14 protein-coding genes are annotated in these 16756 nt (G+C 62.0%); 9 read left to right on the plus strand and 5 right to left on the minus strand.

The genetic code is table 11. The features are described 5' to 3' along the window. From VL547_RS21445 to VL547_RS21485, 9 genes are all read left to right on the plus strand, one after another. A partial coding sequence (locus VL547_RS21445; protein WP_325581834.1) for a heavy metal translocating P-type ATPase occupies window positions 1-2210 on the plus strand: 2210 nt, incomplete at its 5' end. Then, complete coding sequence (locus VL547_RS21450; RefSeq protein ID WP_325581836.1) at window positions 2207-2548, plus strand: heavy-metal-associated domain-containing protein; 342 nt, start codon at window positions 2207-2209, stop codon at window positions 2546-2548. The genes VL547_RS21445 and VL547_RS21450, both read left to right, overlap by 4 nt. Window positions 2549-2550: 2 nt before the next feature. Continuing rightward, window positions 2551-3891, plus strand: a complete 1341-nt coding sequence (locus VL547_RS21455; protein WP_325581838.1) for a hypothetical protein — start codon at window positions 2551-2553, stop codon at window positions 3889-3891. 9 nt (window positions 3892-3900) lie between these two features. Continuing rightward, window positions 3901-4452, plus strand: a complete 552-nt coding sequence (locus VL547_RS21460; protein ID WP_325581840.1) for an AraC family transcriptional regulator — start codon at window positions 3901-3903, stop codon at window positions 4450-4452. Between the two features lie 147 nt (window positions 4453-4599). Continuing rightward, complete coding sequence (locus tag VL547_RS21465) at window positions 4600-5079, plus strand: hypothetical protein (protein WP_325581842.1); 480 nt, start codon at window positions 4600-4602, stop codon at window positions 5077-5079. A 50-nt stretch (window positions 5080-5129) separates the two neighbouring features. Beyond that, window positions 5130-6740 carry a DUF1800 domain-containing protein gene (locus VL547_RS21470; protein WP_325581844.1) on the plus strand — a complete coding sequence of 537 codons (1611 nt, stop codon included), beginning with the start codon at window positions 5130-5132 and terminating at the stop codon, window positions 6738-6740. Between the two features lie 17 nt (window positions 6741-6757). Continuing rightward, a complete protein-coding gene (locus VL547_RS21475; protein ID WP_325581846.1) occupies window positions 6758-8347 on the plus strand; it encodes a DUF1501 domain-containing protein in 1590 nt (529 codons plus the stop codon). Next, window positions 8347-10056, plus strand: coding sequence for a gliding motility-associated C-terminal domain-containing protein (locus tag VL547_RS21480; RefSeq protein WP_325581848.1), 1710 nt, complete (start codon window positions 8347-8349; stop codon window positions 10054-10056). The genes VL547_RS21475 and VL547_RS21480 overlap by 1 nt, the downstream gene beginning before the upstream one ends. A gap of 11 nt (window positions 10057-10067) precedes the next feature. Further along, complete coding sequence (locus tag VL547_RS21485; RefSeq protein ID WP_325581850.1) at window positions 10068-11285, plus strand: cytochrome P460 family protein; 1218 nt, start codon at window positions 10068-10070, stop codon at window positions 11283-11285. Here VL547_RS21485 and VL547_RS21490 read toward each other — a convergent pair. From VL547_RS21490 to VL547_RS21510, 5 genes are all read right to left on the minus strand, one after another. Beyond that, window positions 11257-12138, minus strand: a complete 882-nt coding sequence (locus tag VL547_RS21490; RefSeq protein WP_325581852.1) for a DUF4349 domain-containing protein — start codon at window positions 12136-12138, stop codon at window positions 11257-11259. The two genes, VL547_RS21485 and VL547_RS21490, sit on opposite strands and share 29 nt — an antisense overlap. Before the next feature lie 64 nt (window positions 12139-12202). Next, entirely contained in the window at window positions 12203-13450 is a 1248-nt protein-coding gene (locus tag VL547_RS21495) for a divalent metal cation transporter (RefSeq protein ID WP_325581854.1), read from the minus strand. Window position 13451: 1 nt separating this feature from the next. Next, window positions 13452-14531, minus strand: coding sequence for a ketoacyl-ACP synthase III (locus VL547_RS21500; protein WP_325581856.1), 1080 nt, complete (start codon window positions 14529-14531; stop codon window positions 13452-13454). 29 nt (window positions 14532-14560) lie between these two features. Beyond that, window positions 14561-15733, minus strand: a complete 1173-nt coding sequence (locus VL547_RS21505) for an esterase-like activity of phytase family protein (protein WP_325581858.1) — start codon at window positions 15731-15733, stop codon at window positions 14561-14563. A gap of 62 nt (window positions 15734-15795) precedes the next feature. Further along, a partial coding sequence (locus VL547_RS21510; protein WP_325581860.1) for a PLP-dependent aminotransferase family protein occupies window positions 15796-16756 on the minus strand: 961 nt, incomplete at its 5' end.

A 16756-nucleotide genomic window follows, 5' to 3' on the forward strand; every position in this document is an offset into this window, starting at 1 on the left:
GCCCGGTCACGCTCCCGGTCACCGGCATGAGCTGCGCGTCCTGCGCCCTTAACGTCGAAAAGACCCTCCGCACCGCCCCCGGCGTCCGCTCCGCCTCCGTCAACTACGCCGACGCCAGCGCCCTCGTCGAATACGATCCCACCGCCACATCCCCCGCCGCGCTCCGCGCCGCCGTCAAGGGCATCGGCTACGACCTCGTCCTCCCCGAAGCGCCCGCCGCCTCCGACCTCGCCCCCGCGGCCGCTCCTGGCCCCGCCGAAGTCGATCCCGCGCGCCTCGACGCGATCCGCCGCGCGGAAACCCGCGTGTTGCGCACCCGGATGTGGTGGGCGATCGGTCTTTCGGTCCCGCAAGTCGTCCTGAGCATGACCGGCATGGGCAGCCCTTATCTGATGTGGGCCCTCGCCACGCCCGTCGTGCTTTTTTTCGGCTGGCCGTTCTTCCGGCACGGCTGGCAGATGGCTATGCACCGGACCGCCGGGATGGATACCCTCGTCGCCCTGAGCACCGGCTGCGCCTACCTATGGAGCGTATTTAATACGATTGACCCCGGTTACCTCCGCAGCCGGGGGCTGAACGCGGACGTCTACTTCGAAGCCGCCTCCGTCGTCATCGCCTTTATATTACTCGGCAAATGGCTCGAAGACCGCGCCAAGGCCTCCGCCTCCGAAGCCATCCGCAAGCTCATGGGCCTGCAGCCCGCCACCGTATTACTAATCGCCCCCGATGGCTCTACCCATGAAATGCCCCTGGCCGGCGTCCACCCCGGTGACATCCTGCTCGTCCGCCCCGGCGACCGCATCCCCGTAGACGGCGCGATCGCCGAAGGCCTTGGCTACGTCGACGAAAGTACCCTGACCGGTGAACCCCTCCCCGTCGCCAAACAACCCGGCGACGCCCTTTTCGCCGGGACCCTCAACCAAAAGACCGGCTTCCGCATGCGCGCCGGCCGCGTCGGCAAAGACACGCTGCTGTCGGGGATCATCCGCCGCGTCCGCGAAGCCCAGGGTTCGAAGGCCCCCGTCCAGCGCCTCGTCGACAAGGTCGCCGCGGTCTTCGTCCCCAGCGTCATCGGCGTCGCGCTCCTGGCATTTATAGCCTGGTGGATAATCGATGGCACCCTCCCGCACGCCCTCGTCGCCTTTGTCACGGTCCTGGTCATCGCCTGTCCCTGCGCGCTCGGCCTGGCTACGCCGACCGCGCTGATGGTCGGCCTCGGCCAGGGCGCCACAGCAGGCATCTTTATCAAAGACGCCACGAGCCTCGAACGCCTTCGCACCGTGACCGATATCGTGCTCGACAAAACCGGCACCCTCACCGAAGGCCGCCCCCGCGTCGAGGACATCCAATGGTTCACCCCCGAGACCCCGCAGACAAAAGCGATCCTGTACAGCCTCGAGCGCGGCTCGGAGCACCCGCTGGCCGAAGCCGTTTGCGCCGCACTGACGCCCGAGCCGCCGCTCCTCCCGCTCACCGACGTCGTAGCCCACCCCGGCGCCGGCATATCCGCGACCTTCGTCCGCTCGACTTACCGCGTCGGAAACCTCCGCTGGCTACTTGCCGAAGGTATCGACACGACCCCCGCGGAGTCCTGGGTGCGCGAACGCGAATCCAACGCGCGCACCGTCGTCGGCTACGCCAGGGATCAGGCGCTGCTGGCCGCGATAACCCTGAGCGACCGCCTCAAACCCGGCGCCCCACAGGCGATCGCCGAAATGGAGAACATGGGCCTGACCGTCCACCTCCTCACCGGCGACAACCCCGCTACCGCCAAGGCCATCGCGCAGGAAGCCGGGATCAAAACATACAAAGCAGGACTCCAACCAAAAGATAAAGGCGACTATATACGAGCCCTGCAATCAGGCGGTAAAAAAGTCGCGATGGCCGGCGACGGCATCAACGACGCCGAGGCCCTGGCCGTCGCCGACGTCGGTATCGCGATGGGCAACGGCACGGACATTGCGATGGATGTGGCGGGAATGACGCTCGTCAACGCCGGTCTGGACCGCATCCCGGCCGCCATAAAGCTGTCCAGGCAAACTTTTACAACGGTCAGGCAGAACCTCTGGTTCGCCTTTATATATAACGTCATCGGCATCCCCCTGGCCGCCTGTCTCGTGCTCAACCCCATGATCGCCGGGGCCGCCATGGCGCTCAGCAGCATCACCGTCGTAACCAATAGTCTTCGTCTAAAACATAGAAGTATATGAAACATCTCCTCATCGCCTTTTTCACTTTCCTGGCAGTAGCCGCCACCGCCCAACCCGCCGGCGGCCCGACCACGACCACCTTCAAGGTCAACGGCAACTGCAACAGCTGTAAAAAGCACATCGAAACCGCCGCCCTCACCGTCCCCGGCGTAGCCAAAGCCACCTGGAACAAGGACACCAAGGTCCTCACCCTGGTTTACGACCCCGCCAAGGCAACCGTCGACGACGTCCAGAAGCACATCGCCGCCGTAGGGTACGACACCCCGAAGTACCGCGGCGACGACAAGGCCTACAAAGCCCTCGATGAATGTTGCCAATACGACCGGGAAAAACCCTAGCCATGCGTCATTGGATAGTCGCCCTGCTGACGGTGTGCGCCACCAGCGCCGCGGCGCAGCAAATGGAAATGGACTCGACCCCGCGCCCGCAGGGCCCCCCCATGTCCGCCTCGACCTCGCTCGCCCTCCCGATGACCCGCGACGGCTCCGGCACCGGCTGGAACCCCGACGCCAGCACGATGTACGGCTGGATGTACCACGCCAAACACTGGATGTATATGGTCCACGGCAGCGTGTATCTCCGCTATACGGCCCAGGACGCGTTCCATGAAGGCGCGCACGGCGGCGCCCAATGGGACGCGCCCAACTGGATCATGGGGATGGCCCAGCGCAGGGTGGGGGAGAAGGGCCTCCTCCACTTCAACCTGATGATATCCGCCGACCGGCTGACCGAAGGCGGGGCGGGGTACCCGTTACTTTTTCAGACCGGCGAAAGCTGGCACGGCAAGCCCCTCATAGACCGGCAACACCCCCACGACCTTTTTGCCGAGGCGTCGGCCAGCTATGCATACACGATAAACAAAGACCAGGACCTCTTCGTCTATGTCGGTTACCCGGGCGAACCCGCGCTGGGTCCCGTGACCTTTATGCACCGGCCATCGGCCTTTTTCGACCCGGACGCCCCGATCGGCCATCACTGGCAGGACGCCACCCATATCACCTTTGGCGTGGCGACGCTGGGGTACCGCCTCGACGACTGGAAGCTCGAGGTCAGCAACTTCACCGGCCGCGAACCCGACGAGAACCGCTACAATTTCGACAAGCCCCGGATGGACTCCTACAGCGCCCGCCTTTCGTTTGCCCCATCGGAACGCTACACCTTTCAGGTATCGGAAGGATACATTAAAAGCCCCGAGCTCCTCGAGCCCGACATCAATGTCTGGCGCACGACCGCCTCCGCCCAGGCGGCTTTCGACAGGCTGGACCTCAGCCTGGTATGGGGTATGAATAAAGACGAACGCGAGGACCCCGACCAATCGATCCTCGCCGAAGCCGCTTACCGGGTACGGGACTGGGCCTGGTACACCCGCTACGAATGGGTCCAGAAAACGGGCGACGAGCTGCAGCAACCACCCGCCATCTACTCCATCCAGGCCCTGACGCTGGGCCTCAACAAAGAGCTCTTCCATACCGGCGAGCTCGCCTGGGCCCTGGGCGGCCAAACCACCCTGAACCTCCCCGATCAACGGCTGCGGGCCACCTACGGAAACCTCCCCATCGCCGGCGAGGTCTTCCTCCAGGTCCGCCCGCGCCTCATGCGCATGGGCCACAAGAAGGTCAAGGCAGCGAAGACCCCCGTGCAGCCCGCGAAGAGCCGCATGGATATGGATATGAAGATGTAACTTTGCCACATGCAGCTATCGATTAAGAACATGGTCTGCGACCGCTGTATCGCCGCGGTCGACCGCCTCCTGAAGGAAGAGGGGCTGCATCCCGTCGAGGTCCGTCTGGGCGAGGCAAAAATCACCGAAGACGTCATCGACAAGGACCGGCTCCAGCGAACCCTCAAGGCCGCCGGCTTTGCCCTCCTGGACGACCGCAAATCCCGCCTGGTCGAGCGCATCAAAAACACGATCGTCCGTCTCGTCCACCACACCGGCGAGCCCCCCCGGGAAAAGTACAGCCAGCTGATCGCCGAGGACGCCGGCCACGAATACCCCTACCTCAGCAAGCTCTTTTCCGAGTCCGAAGGCACCACCATCGAGCAGTTCCTCCTGCGCCAGAAGATCGAAAAAGTAAAGGAGTACCTCAACTACGACGAGCTGACCCTCAGCGAGATAGCCGAAAAAATGGGCTACAGCAGCGTCGCCCACCTCTCCGCCCAGTTCCGCAAGGTCACCGGCCAGACGCCTACCGAATACAAGACCCAAAAGGGCCGCACCCCCCTGGATCAGGTCGGCTGACGCGATGCCGCCAGGACGCGCCCCTGAAAGCGTAAAAATCCACAGCCCGGGCAATTTTCTCTACACAATAATTTCCCTAAAGTATAGTTAATACTATGGCGCAGTATTTGATGTACCTTAGTGCCGTTAAGATTCAAATATCCAGTTATGAAGAAAAGCCTGGTAAGGGTAATCCCCTTGCTTATTGCCATTTGCTTATTTGGCTGCAAGAAGAACCATTCTGGCAGCTTTACACCCGCCCTTACTATAACAGCCACCAGCACTACCAACGGAAGCCAATCCATCCGCTTCCCTACCGTTGTCGTCGCCGTACAGGAAGTCGACACGCTCCACAGTACCCTCATTTCGGGTCAGTACTCAGACACCTCGACCTTGCAAGGCAGCATCAGCATCCGCGTCATCGGCGACACCACGGGCACCTATAAAGGCAACAAACTATTGGTAACCTACGTCGACGGCCTGGGAAACACCTATAACAGCCAGGGCGACTCGACGGACCAGGTGACGATCACCCGGTTCTCCAAACAGGCGAACGGGGAAGTGACCGGCAGCTTCTTTATAAACGTGTACGACACGCCCAACGAGCTGACGTTGAGCGGGCAATTCACGGCGGGGTTCCTGGACTGACAGGCCGCACGACGAGACCAAACGAACTGAAACTATAAAATACCCGTACAATGAGAAACAGCGCCTGGCCTGGTAGCACCAGCGGCATTCAGGAATACACCGGCACCTGGGACACCCCCCAGGTCGTGCACCTGCTGAAGAGGACCGTTTTCGGCGCCACGGTGGCCGACGTCAACTATTTCAAGGGGATGACGATGTCGCAAGCCGTTGACGAGATCCTCACCCCCACGGCCGCCCCCACTACCCAGCCTCTCAACAACTATGGGGCGGACGTCACCGGCGTCGCGCCCTGGGCGACGTGGATCGGCACGGGTCTGTTGTACCAGGATCAGGACCTCAACGGGAGCCGGGTAGCGTCGATGCAGCTGTGGTGGCTGGGTCAGATGCTCGCTGGCGGGCGCTCCATCCACGAGAAGATGACGCTCTTCTGGCACAATCACTTCGCGACCGACGCCATCACCGACCACCTGGGTGACACGCCCGCCCAGCTGTGGTACAACCAATACCTGACGCTGCGGACCAACGCGCTCGGGAACTTCCAGGCGATGGTCAAGGCGATCACCATCGACCCCGCAATGCTCATCTTCCTCAACGGCTCCACCAACGTCAATACGTCGCCCAACGAAAACTACGGCCGTGAGCTCCAGGAGCTCTATACCGAAGGCAAGGGTGTCAATTCCCTCTATACCCAAACCGACGTCCACAACGCCGCGCGGGTGCTCACCGGGCACACCGTCGACGCCAGTTATAACTACGTTTTTCAGGCGGGGAACCACGACCAGGCGGACAAACAGTTCTCGGCCTATTACGGCAACCACGTCGTCACGGGGTATTCCGGCGTGGCGGGCGCGGGGGAGCTCGACGACCTGTTGGGCATGCTGCTGGGCACCGACGAATGCGCGAAATTCATCTGCCGCAAGATCTATAACTTCTTTATTTATTACGTCGACGACGCCACGGTCGAAAGCAACGTGATCGTGCCGCTGGCCAGCGTCTTCCGGAGCAGCGGCTACAGCATCACCGCCGTCCTGAGCACCCTTTTCAAAAGCCAGCACTTCTACGACCTCGTCTACGCCGGCGCCTGTCTGATCAAGAGCCCGCTGGACTTCCTGCTCGGCCTGGCCCGGGAATTCAACCTGGCGATCCCTACCGATGCACAGAGCCAATACAACGCCTGGGGCCTGCTCTTCAACCAGGCCCAGATCCTCCAGCAGGCGGTCCTGAACATCCCCGTGGTGGCCGGTTGGTATCCCTATTACGAGTCGCCGACCTACCACGAGCTGTGGATCAATTCCGTGACCTACCCGCAGCGGAACTACTATACCGACCTGCTGATGACCACGGGCGACATGATGAACGGCACCACCCTGGTCGTGGACCCGGTGGCCTTCACCCAAACGCTGCCCAACCCGAGCGACCCCGTTGCGCTGGTCTCCGATGCGCTCAGCATCCTGCTCACCGTGCCGGTGTCCACCAACGACCAGCAGCTCATGATGCGCACCATCCTGCTCACCAACCAGACCAACAACGCGTACTGGACGCAGGCCTGGCAGGCGTACGTCGCCACCCCCTCGGACATGAATGCCTATTCGACCGTATTCACCCGGTTACAGGCTTTTTATAAATACGTGATGGACCTGCCCGAATATCACCTGTCTTAACTATTAATGCCTGTACCATGCAACGGAGAACATTCTTCAAGACCACTGCCCCGATGGCTGCCGTTTTCCCAGCATTGCTGGGGGGATTCAACATCAAGGCCTACGCCGGCGCGCTGCCCTTTTTCGGCGGCTGGGACGGGGCCGCGGACAACGACCACGTCCTCGTCCTGATCCAGATGTTCGGCGGCAACGACGGCCTGAACACGGTCATCCCCATCGACCTCTATAGCAACTATAACGCCCTGCGCAACAACATCGCGATTCCCGAAGGCTCCATCCTCAAGCTGGGTCCCAACGACAAGAGCGGGCTCCACCCCGCGATGACGGGGCTCCAGTCGCTCTACAACAACGACCAGCTGGCGGTGATCCAGGGCGTCTGCTACCCGTCGCCCGACGAGTCGCACTTCCGCGCCACCGATATCTGGCTGACCGGCGCCAACTCCGACCAATACCTGAATACGGGCTGGGTCGGGCGCTTCCTCGGCCAGACCTATACCAATTACCCCGTCGGCTATCCCAATGCGGCTATGCCCGATCCGTTAGCGATCCAGATCGGGTCGGTGCTCTCCCCGACGTTTATGTCATCCGGCGGCAACACGGCCATGGCCGTGCCCGAGGACGCCGACTTCTACGGCCTCATCAACGGGCTCACGAGCCCCGAGCCCAACACGCCCATGGGGACCGAGGTCACCTATCTCCGCACCATCGCCCGCCAAACCAATAAATACGCCGGCGTCATCAAGGCCGCCTACGACAAGGTCACCCAGCAATACGCGGGTTACCCGGCTAACAACGACCTGGCGCAGCAGCTTAAAACGTGCGCCCGCCTCATCGCCGGTGGTTTGAAGACCAAGGTATACATGGTGAATATGGGCGGTTTCGACACCCACGGCGGCCAGGTCGTCGCGGGCGCCACCACCACCGGTTATCATACCCAGCTGCTCGGCCAGCTGTCCGACGCGATCACCGCCTTTATGAAGGACCTCAAGTTCCTGGGCCAGGACAAACGCGTGCTGGGCATGACCTTCTCCGAGTTCGGCCGGCGCATCGTTTCCAACGGCAGCCTCGGCACCGACCACGGCGCGGGCCAGCCCGTCTTCGTGTTTGGCGACGCCGCGGCCACGGGTATCCTGGGCACCACCCCCGACCTCCCGTCGACCATGGACGTCGAGGCGGTCATCCCGATGCAGTACGACTTCCGCTCGGTCTACAGCTCCATCCTCCGCGACTGGTTTTGCGTGCCCCCTTCGGACGTATCGACCATGCTGCTGGCGAACTACCAGTACCTGCCGTTTATCAAGTCCACGGCGTGTAACAACACCATCGACGACCTCAACAATATCGGGAACAACCTCATCCTGAACTACCCGAACCCCTTTATCGATTCGACCAACATCACGTTCGTGACCAACGGCGGTCATACCCTGGTACAGGTCTTCGACGTGGCGGGGCACCTGATCAGCGTCCTCGTCGACCAGGTTTACCCGACGTCGGGTACGTACACCATTACCTTTACGACAACCAACCTCGCCGCGGGCATCTATTATGCCCGTTTGCAAAATGAATCCGCCACCCAGGTGAAAACCATGCTAAAGGTTACGAAGTAATGCGTACTCACTACTATCTGCTCTTTTTCCTGCTCGCGGCCTCAAAAGCCCGCGCTCAGGAGAACTATGATACTATTCTCTGTTCATCCACCTGCGTCAATACCGTTAGTACCTTCAACAGCCCCCTCTTCGACAGCCTGCCCTTCCCAAAAAAGATCCTCTGGAACTTCGGGGACCCCGCGGCGGGTATCTACAACAACGCCGGCGTCAAATCGCCCACGCATACCTACACTACCCCTGGAACCTACTACATATGGCTGAAGGTGTTCAACACCAGCCTCACCGACAGCGTCATGCTCTTCGACACGATCACCGTCGGGTCGCCCATACCCTATAATTTCGGCCCCGATATGTATCTCTGCGGGAAAACGGATACCCTTTTGAAGGCCCCCGTCGTCCCCGGCGCCAAGTACCAATGGAACAACGTCGGGGTGCCCGACACCACCGACACCCTCCGCGTGACGATCTCGGGCGTATACACCGTCAGCATCAACGGTTGCGGCCTCACCGACTCCATCGGCGTATTCATCACCGACTCGCCCAAGCTCAACCTGGGCAAGAACCACGTGATGTGCGACAGCGCGAACCTCGTGCTCGATGCGACCACCGAGAACGGGTATTATACCTGGAAGCTCAACGGGGCGGTCCTGAGCGACACCGCGGGTCAGTTCCAGACGCACTACCCTGGCGGTCTCTACTCCGTAACGGACAGCGTACCGGGTTGCGGTATCTTTAAGGACAGCGTCAGCATCACCTATGCGTCACCGTTAAAACCGGCCTTCCGGTTGCTCCCGGACACGCTGCTGTGCCCCAAACAGGTCCTGCCGCTGATCGCGCACCTCGACAGCGCGACGGCATACGACTGGAGCACGGGCGCGACCGATTCGATGATCGAGGTCACCCAACCGGGCGACTACTATGTTTTTGTGACGTTTAAAAACCTGTGCCAGGTGACCGACTCGGTGCTCGTCACCTACCGGAACGACCAGGCCCTCGACTTCCACGACACCGCGATCTGCCGCGGCTCCACGCTCGTGCTCAACGCCGATTTCGGACAGGGCACCTACGCCTGGACCGCCATCCCGCCCCAGCGCAACGACCAGAACCAGACCGGTCAGGCGACCTACTTCGTCTACCAGGCCGGCACCTATGCCGTCACCGCGCAGGTGGGACAGTGTATCTATAAAGACACGCTCACGGTGACCTTTGACGACAGTCTCCGCGTGTACCTGCCTAAGGACACGTCTGCCTGTAACGGCAGCGACTTCACCCTAACCCTCAAGGGTAATGCCGACACCGTCACCTGGCAGGACGGCTCCCAAAGCTTCAGCTATCACATCCCCCAGCCGGGCGGTTCCTATACGGCCATCGCCAGGAACGGCTGCGGCTCGGACACGCTGACGTCCGTGGTCACCTTCGGCGAATGCGCGTGCAACCTGCTCATGCCAAATGCGTTTACGCCCAACGCGGATGGGATCAACGACATCCTAAAGCCCCTCAACTTCTGTCTGATGTCCGCCTACCGGATGGAGATATACGACCGCTACGGCCACCTCGTTTTTCACGCCGAAAGTCCCGACGACGGCTGGGACGGCACGGTACACGGGCAACCGTCGTTCCCCGGGAACTACGTGTGGGTGATCCGGTATACCAACGCGGGACAGACGACGCCGACGCTGAAAAAAGGCAACGTAGTCCTGATCCGTTAGTATCTTGCGGCATGGTCACCCTCAAACGACTCTTCGTCGCCGCCTGTATCATCGTCCTGGCCGCCCAGCTCGTGCGCCCCACCATCGACAACCCGCCGGTGAAGGCTGATTTCAGCGGCCCCGCGGACGTCAAGGCCATCCTGCAACGCGCGTGCTACAACTGTCATTCCAACCAGACCGAGCTCGCCTGGTTCGACAAGATCGTCCCCGCGTATTGGATCGTGGCCGGTCACGTCGAGGACGGCCGCGCCGTGCTGAACTTCTCCGACTGGGACAGCCTCCCCGCCGCCGTCCGCAAGGGCAAGCTCTTCGAGTGCCTCAACCAGATGACCTTTAATACCATGCCGCTGGGCAGCTACACGGCCGTCCACCACGAGGGCCGCATCAGCGGCGAGGACCTCGCGACGCTCCGGGCATACCTGCTGACGCTGCCTGCGCCGAACCTTGCCGATACCGCCCGCTCCGGCGCCGCGATGCGCCAGTTCGCCGCCTGGCGCCTGTCGCCGTCGGCGGCCACGCCCCCCATATCCCTCAACGGCATCGCCTTCCCCACCGGTTTTGAAGACTGGGAAGTCCTCGCCACCTCCGAACGCTGGGACAACGGCACCCTCCGCGTCATCCTCGCCAACCCCACCGCCATGCGCGCCTTCCGCAACGGCCACACCAACCCGTGGCCCGACAGCTCCACCTTTGCCAAGATCGCCTGGGACGCCTCCGCCGACACCGCCGGCCACATCGAAGCCGGCGAATTCAAACAAGTCGAGTTCATGATCAAGGACCGCGTCAAATACAAATCCACCGGCGGTTGGGGCTGGGCCCGCTGGGTAAAGGGCCTGGCGCTCCAGCCCTACGGCAAGACCGCCGCCTTCACTTCCGAATGCCTCAACTGCCACGCCCCCATGAAGGACCGCGACCTCTTCTTCAGCCTGCCCCCCGCACCCGTCGCGCCCACCGACGGCTACCGCGTCATCGCCACCTCCGTGAGCCACGGCCTCACCAGCACCCTCATGGGTGACGCCCCCGCCGCCACCGCCGCCCGTTCCGGCCGCCCATACCCCGACGGCTCCAACCTCTTCCTCGTCACCTGGACCCAAAAGGAAGACCCCCACTGGTTCGGCGCCAACATCCCCGCCGACACCCTCCGGACGGTACGCGTCACCGTAGGGTCGTCCGCGATGAACGCGCTGACGGATTCGATCCTTACGATGAGGCCTTCGGTGCTGCCATAGGCTCTCCCCCCCGGGGCGTCCCCCCGGCCCCCCGCACCCGCGCCATCGCCATGTATACGCCGATCCCGATCATCAGGAGCAACGGCCATATCTCTGCGAGCGCCAGCAGTACGGCCTCTATCCCGCCCCAGCCATCTTGCAGGTTGCCGGCAAGCCGCCGCCCGAAAGGCGTAGGCTCCGGCGGGGGAAGCGGCCGGTAGGCGGTCGCGCGCACGCGCACCGTCGCCCACGCTACGTGCCGGTTGGTCGCCGCTACCGTTTGCGCCGCGTTTACCGCATTCGTCTGCAGTTCCGACGACCGGTCGATCGCCTGTAGCTCGCTCTTGCCGTGAACCGCGTCATACCGCGTCGCCAACCGTTGCTCCAGCGTCTGTAGAGCCTGCGCCGCCGCATAGTCGTCGGTCATATCGTTCGCGGTCGCCGTCTCCGCCACCAGCGTGCCGAGCGTCTCCACCGAGTCCTTGAAAGGCTCGAATTGCTCCCGCGGCACCTTGGCCGTCATTTCCAGGCAGAGCGAGTCGCCCGCGCGCCGGTGCGTCCACAAGGTATAGTACCCGTCGACGGTCCCGAGCCAGGCCCGGATGCGGCGCGCAGACAAACCCATATCGTCCACGGTCACTTCGACGTCCGCCTTTTTGAGCAGCAGGAGCCCACGGGGCTCGATCATCCCCGGGACCTGCGGCAGGCCGCCGTCGCGCGTGGCCGTGTCGGCGTCGGTTTTCCGGTCGGGCGCCGCCGCCCTTTCCAGTAAGGCCGCCCCGGTGCGGCTCCCGTCGTTATTGCAGGCAAAGGCCAGTACCACGATCGCGGACATGGCAAGCCTCCTCAGCGGTAAGCTGTTGATTTTTTTCATAACAAAAAGCGTTGGATATACCCCTGAATACCGCGGAGCAGAAAAAAGTAACCCGAAGGAATTGTTAAAACATAAACCACAACAGCGCCACCGCCGCCGCCGTCATGAAAAGAAAAGTAATCCCCCCAAGGATATTGGAGAGCCGCGAATTCGTGTGCTCGCCCATGATGGCCTTGTTGTTGCCGATGTGCATGACCACCGCGATCATGACCGGCGCCGTTAGCCCGTAGAGGACCGCGGTCCAGATCAGCGCCTGCACCGGGCTGATGCCCACAAAATTGACGACCAATCCGAGTAGTACCGCGCCGGCGAGGGTAAGGTAAAATACCGGCGCTTCGCCGAACTTTTTGTCCAGCCCCTGCGGCACGTCGAAGGTCTCGCCGACCATAAAGGCGACGGATCCCGCGAGCACCGGCACCGCCAGCAGCCCCGTGCCGATCACGCCGACGGAGAAGATGATATACGTCAGCGGGCCGGTCAGGGGCTCGAGGGCGCGCGCCGCCTGCTCGATGGTATCGACCTGGTGGATGCCGTGGGGGAAAAGGACGGCGCCCGCGGTAAGGATGATAAAGAACATGACGAGGTTGGAAAAGAGCATCCCTAAATTCACGTCGTCCCGCATGTCGCCCAGCACCTGTTTGTTCACCATGATGCGGCCTCCCTTGTTGGTGTTCGATTCTTCGGCCTCCAGCGTGGCCTGCCAAAAGAAAAGGTAAGGCGATATGGTTGTGCCGAGGATGGCCACCAGCATGTTCAGGAAGTCCTTGCCACCGTGTATCTCAGGCACGAACGTATGCCGCAGGACATCCCCCCACCGCACGTGTACTATAAAGGGAACGAGCAAATACAAAAATAAAACCACGCACAACCACTTCAGGATCGAGGCGATCCGGTGGAAGGGCAGCCGTATGATCAGGTAGATCAGCAACAGGGCGTAGAACAGGCTGTACGCGAATACCGGGACGGCCGGCAACAGCATGTGGGATACCGCCGCCATGCCCTCGATGTCGGCGCCGATGTTCAGCACGATGGCCGGGAAGCTGACGAGCAGCATCGTATACAGCAGCCAGCGGGGGTAGTGTTTGCGGAGCGTACCCGTCAGCCCCTGGCATGTCACGAGACCGATGCGGGCGCACATCCCCTGGATCGTCGCCATCAGCGGGAAGGTGATCAGCGCCGTCCAGAGCATCTGGAAGCCAAAGGCGGCGCCGGCCTGGGTATAGGTCGCCAGACCCGACGGGTCGTCGTCGCTGGCGCCGGTGATCAGGCCGGGGCCGGCAATGCGGAGCAGCTTCTTCAAGCGCCCCAGCATCCTAAAACTGGTATATAACTGCGTTTATATTCATACCTGCGCCAACCGACGCCAGGACTACTTTATCACCTTTGTTCAGCTCGTGCCCCTTCAACCGCCCCTTCTGGATCAGGTCCAGCAGGGTAGGGACCGTAGCCACCGAGCTGTTGCCCAGCCAGGAAATCGTCATCGGCATCAGGTCCGCCGGGCTTTTGTCGAGACCGTAGAGCTGGAAGAGCCGCTGGAGGATGGCCGCGTCCATCTTGTCGTTGGCCTGGTGGATGAGCACCTTTTTGATGTCCGACAGCGACACCTTGGCGGCTTCCAGCGCGGCCTTGATGACGAGGGGGACGTGGTTGAGCGCGAATTCGTAGAGCTTGCGGCCGTTCATTTTGATGAACAGGTCCGACGTGCCCTCCGCGGGGTCATAGCTCGGCCCCATATTCAATAAGTTCGCATATTCGACCGCGTGAGTCTGCGTTTTGTGCGACAGGATCACGCCCTCTTCCCGGTCCTCGGTCACCTCGATGATCGCGGCGCCCGCGCCGTCAGAGTAGAGCATCGTGTCCCGGTCGTGCGGGTCGACGATCCGCGACAGGGTTTCGGTGCCGATCACCAGACAGCGTCTGGCCTCGCCCGCGCGTATGTAAAAGCTCGCCTGGATGACGCCTTCGACCCACCCGGGGCAGCCAAAGGCCAGGTCATAGGCCACGCAATCGGGGTTGGCGACCCCCAGGAGCGCCTTGATCCGGGAGGCCAGCGAAGGGACCAGGTCCACCCGGTTCGACCCGCTTTGCACGTCTCCGAAGTTGTGGGCGACGATGATAAAGTCCAGCGTCTCTTTGTCAATGCCCGCGCTCTCGAGCGCGTCCTTGGCGGCGAGATAACCGATCGTAGAGGCCGTCTGGTCCGGGCGGACGTAACGTCTTTCCGCAATCCCCGTGATCTCCTTGAATTTCCGGATGATTGTGGCGTTGTCCTTTCCGATAGCAGAGCCGTCTTTCTCTAAGAAACGGTGTTGGAGAAAAGCATCGTTTGTAATCGTTGTCTCCGGTATATAGCTGCCCGTAGCTATAAACGCGGCCTTAACTTCCTTCTTCATTCTGCACAATAATACTGAAAATCCACATTTCAAGGGATGACTTCGAACAAAAAGAACTGGCTCTTTTGTAAAGGATTGAAATTATTGTCGGCCACGAACAGCAGGGACTTGTGACCGTTCGGGAGGTTGGGCCCGAAGGTGACGCCCTCGATGTTGTCGACATAGCGGCCGAGCGCGTCCATGTTCAGGAGCAGCCGCGCCTTGATGGGATGTATGGGCGGCGCGTATTGCATCGATATCGCCGGTCCCACGTCGGAGGCGTCGCGGAGGTCCGCGATGTACACCTTGATCGTGCACGCCATATGCCCCGAGGAAAACGAACGTTCGATCAGCATCAGCCTTCCATCCCCCAACCACATGATATCCGGGATGCCGTTGATCATAAAGGCGCCCGCCGGCTGCGGCGGACGCGCCACCGGCCCGAGCTTCCAGGCGTACTGGGCGACCGGTTTCCGGGTTGATACATCGTATTTAATAATCCGCGTCCAGGTCGTCGTGTCCGTCAGCCCCGCCCGCGGACCGTCCTGGTAGAGCGGCTCCTCGACGCTGACGTACAGCGTGCGCCCGCCGTCGGCCCACGCCGCGCCTTCAAAAACCCCGTTCTGACGCGGGCCTTCCGGCGTCTCGTGCATCCGCAGCTGCGGCGGCAGCGCAAAGGTGTCGATGTATTTGCCCGCCCGGGTGACCAGCGTCACCGCGGGGTTTTCGAGGACTGTTTTGGCGGGGGTTACGATGCGCTCCCCTTCGCTCGTCCATACCATCCGGTCCAGCCGGGCGTTGTAGCGCAGGGCCTCGGGGTCGGGCGTATGGGAAGGGTCTGTTTTGGCGTTGGGATAGGGCTGACCGTTAGCCGCCAGCAGGGTTGTCACGTTCGTAAAACGGATCCCCAATATCCCATGCCCGCCGATGGTGATCGCCGCCGTGTAGAACCGCGCCGGGTTCACCTCGGAGCGGTCGTCGCTGATCATATAATACAGCTTCCGCGCCGGGTCGTAGTCGATCCCCGAGAGCCCGCCGATCGTCGTACCGTGGAAGGGCGCGGCAAACGGTACGTCGTATTCCCCGAGGTATTTCAGGGAATCGATCTGGACCGGGACGTCCTTTGCCGGCGCCGCCGGATGTGCCGTCTTTTTCTTGTGGTGCTTTTGTGCCGACGCCCCGAGGGCCAGGAAGCAGAGGATAAGGAATGCGGATGCGCGCATTTTTTTTGCCAATATACGGCTTCCGCCCGACTCCGGCGCTACAGCGCCGCCCGCACCGGGCACTATCGCACCGCCTGCGATTTTACGAGCGCCCCCAGGGTCCGCAGCGCGTTCTCGATCGCGGGCGTGAACGGCAGCCCGAAACTGATGCGGATGCAATGGCTGTAGCGCTGATCGAGGCTAAACAGCTGCCCCGGCGAAATGCTGATCTTCTCCTCGATCGCCGCCTGGAACAACGCCAGCGATTGAACCGCCCGGTTGAGCTCCACCCAAAGCACATACCCGCCCTTGGGTTGGGTGACCTTTGTATCCGCTGGAAAATACCGTGCAATCGCCTCTATATACGCCAGGCTTTGCGTATGCAACGCCTTGCGGAGCTGCCGCATGTGCAGGTCCCAGCGGTTGTGGGCAAAGAACTGCCCCACCGCCGCGTGCGTGACGTGCGTGGACGACAGCGAATGGATACGTTTGAGGTCCATTACCCGCTGCAGGTGCCGCCCCGGGATGCACCAGCCCACCCGGTACCCCGGCGCCAGCGACTTCGACACCGACGAGCAGAGGATCACGTTCCCCGTCCGGTCCATGCTTTTGCACGTCCGCGGCCGCGACTCGCCGAAATAGAGGTCGCCATATATATCGTCTTCGATCAGCGGGATGTCCTTTGCCGCCAATAGGTCCACCAGCCGCTGTTTCCTGTCGTCCGGCATGCACGCGCCCAACGGGTTGCTGAAGTTCGTCACGAAAAGGCACGCCTTGACCGGCGTCCGCTCCAGCGCCCCCTCCAGCCAGTCGATGTCCACGCCCGTCTCCGGGTCCACGGGGACCTCGAGGACTTTCAACCCCTGGTTTTGCACCGCCCTCAACAACCCAAAGAATGTCGGCGTCTCGACCGCCACGACATCCCCTGGCAGGGTCACGGCCTGCAGCGCCAGGTTCACCGCCTCCAGGCAGCCGTGCGTCGTGACGATGTCCGCCTCCGTGAGCGTCCCGCCCCAGCTGAACGCATGCAGCGCCAGCTGCCGC

Origin of the sequence: Dinghuibacter sp., assembly GCF_035492835.1 — a bacterium.
Classification (GTDB): Bacteria; Bacteroidota; Bacteroidia; order Chitinophagales; family Chitinophagaceae; genus Dinghuibacter.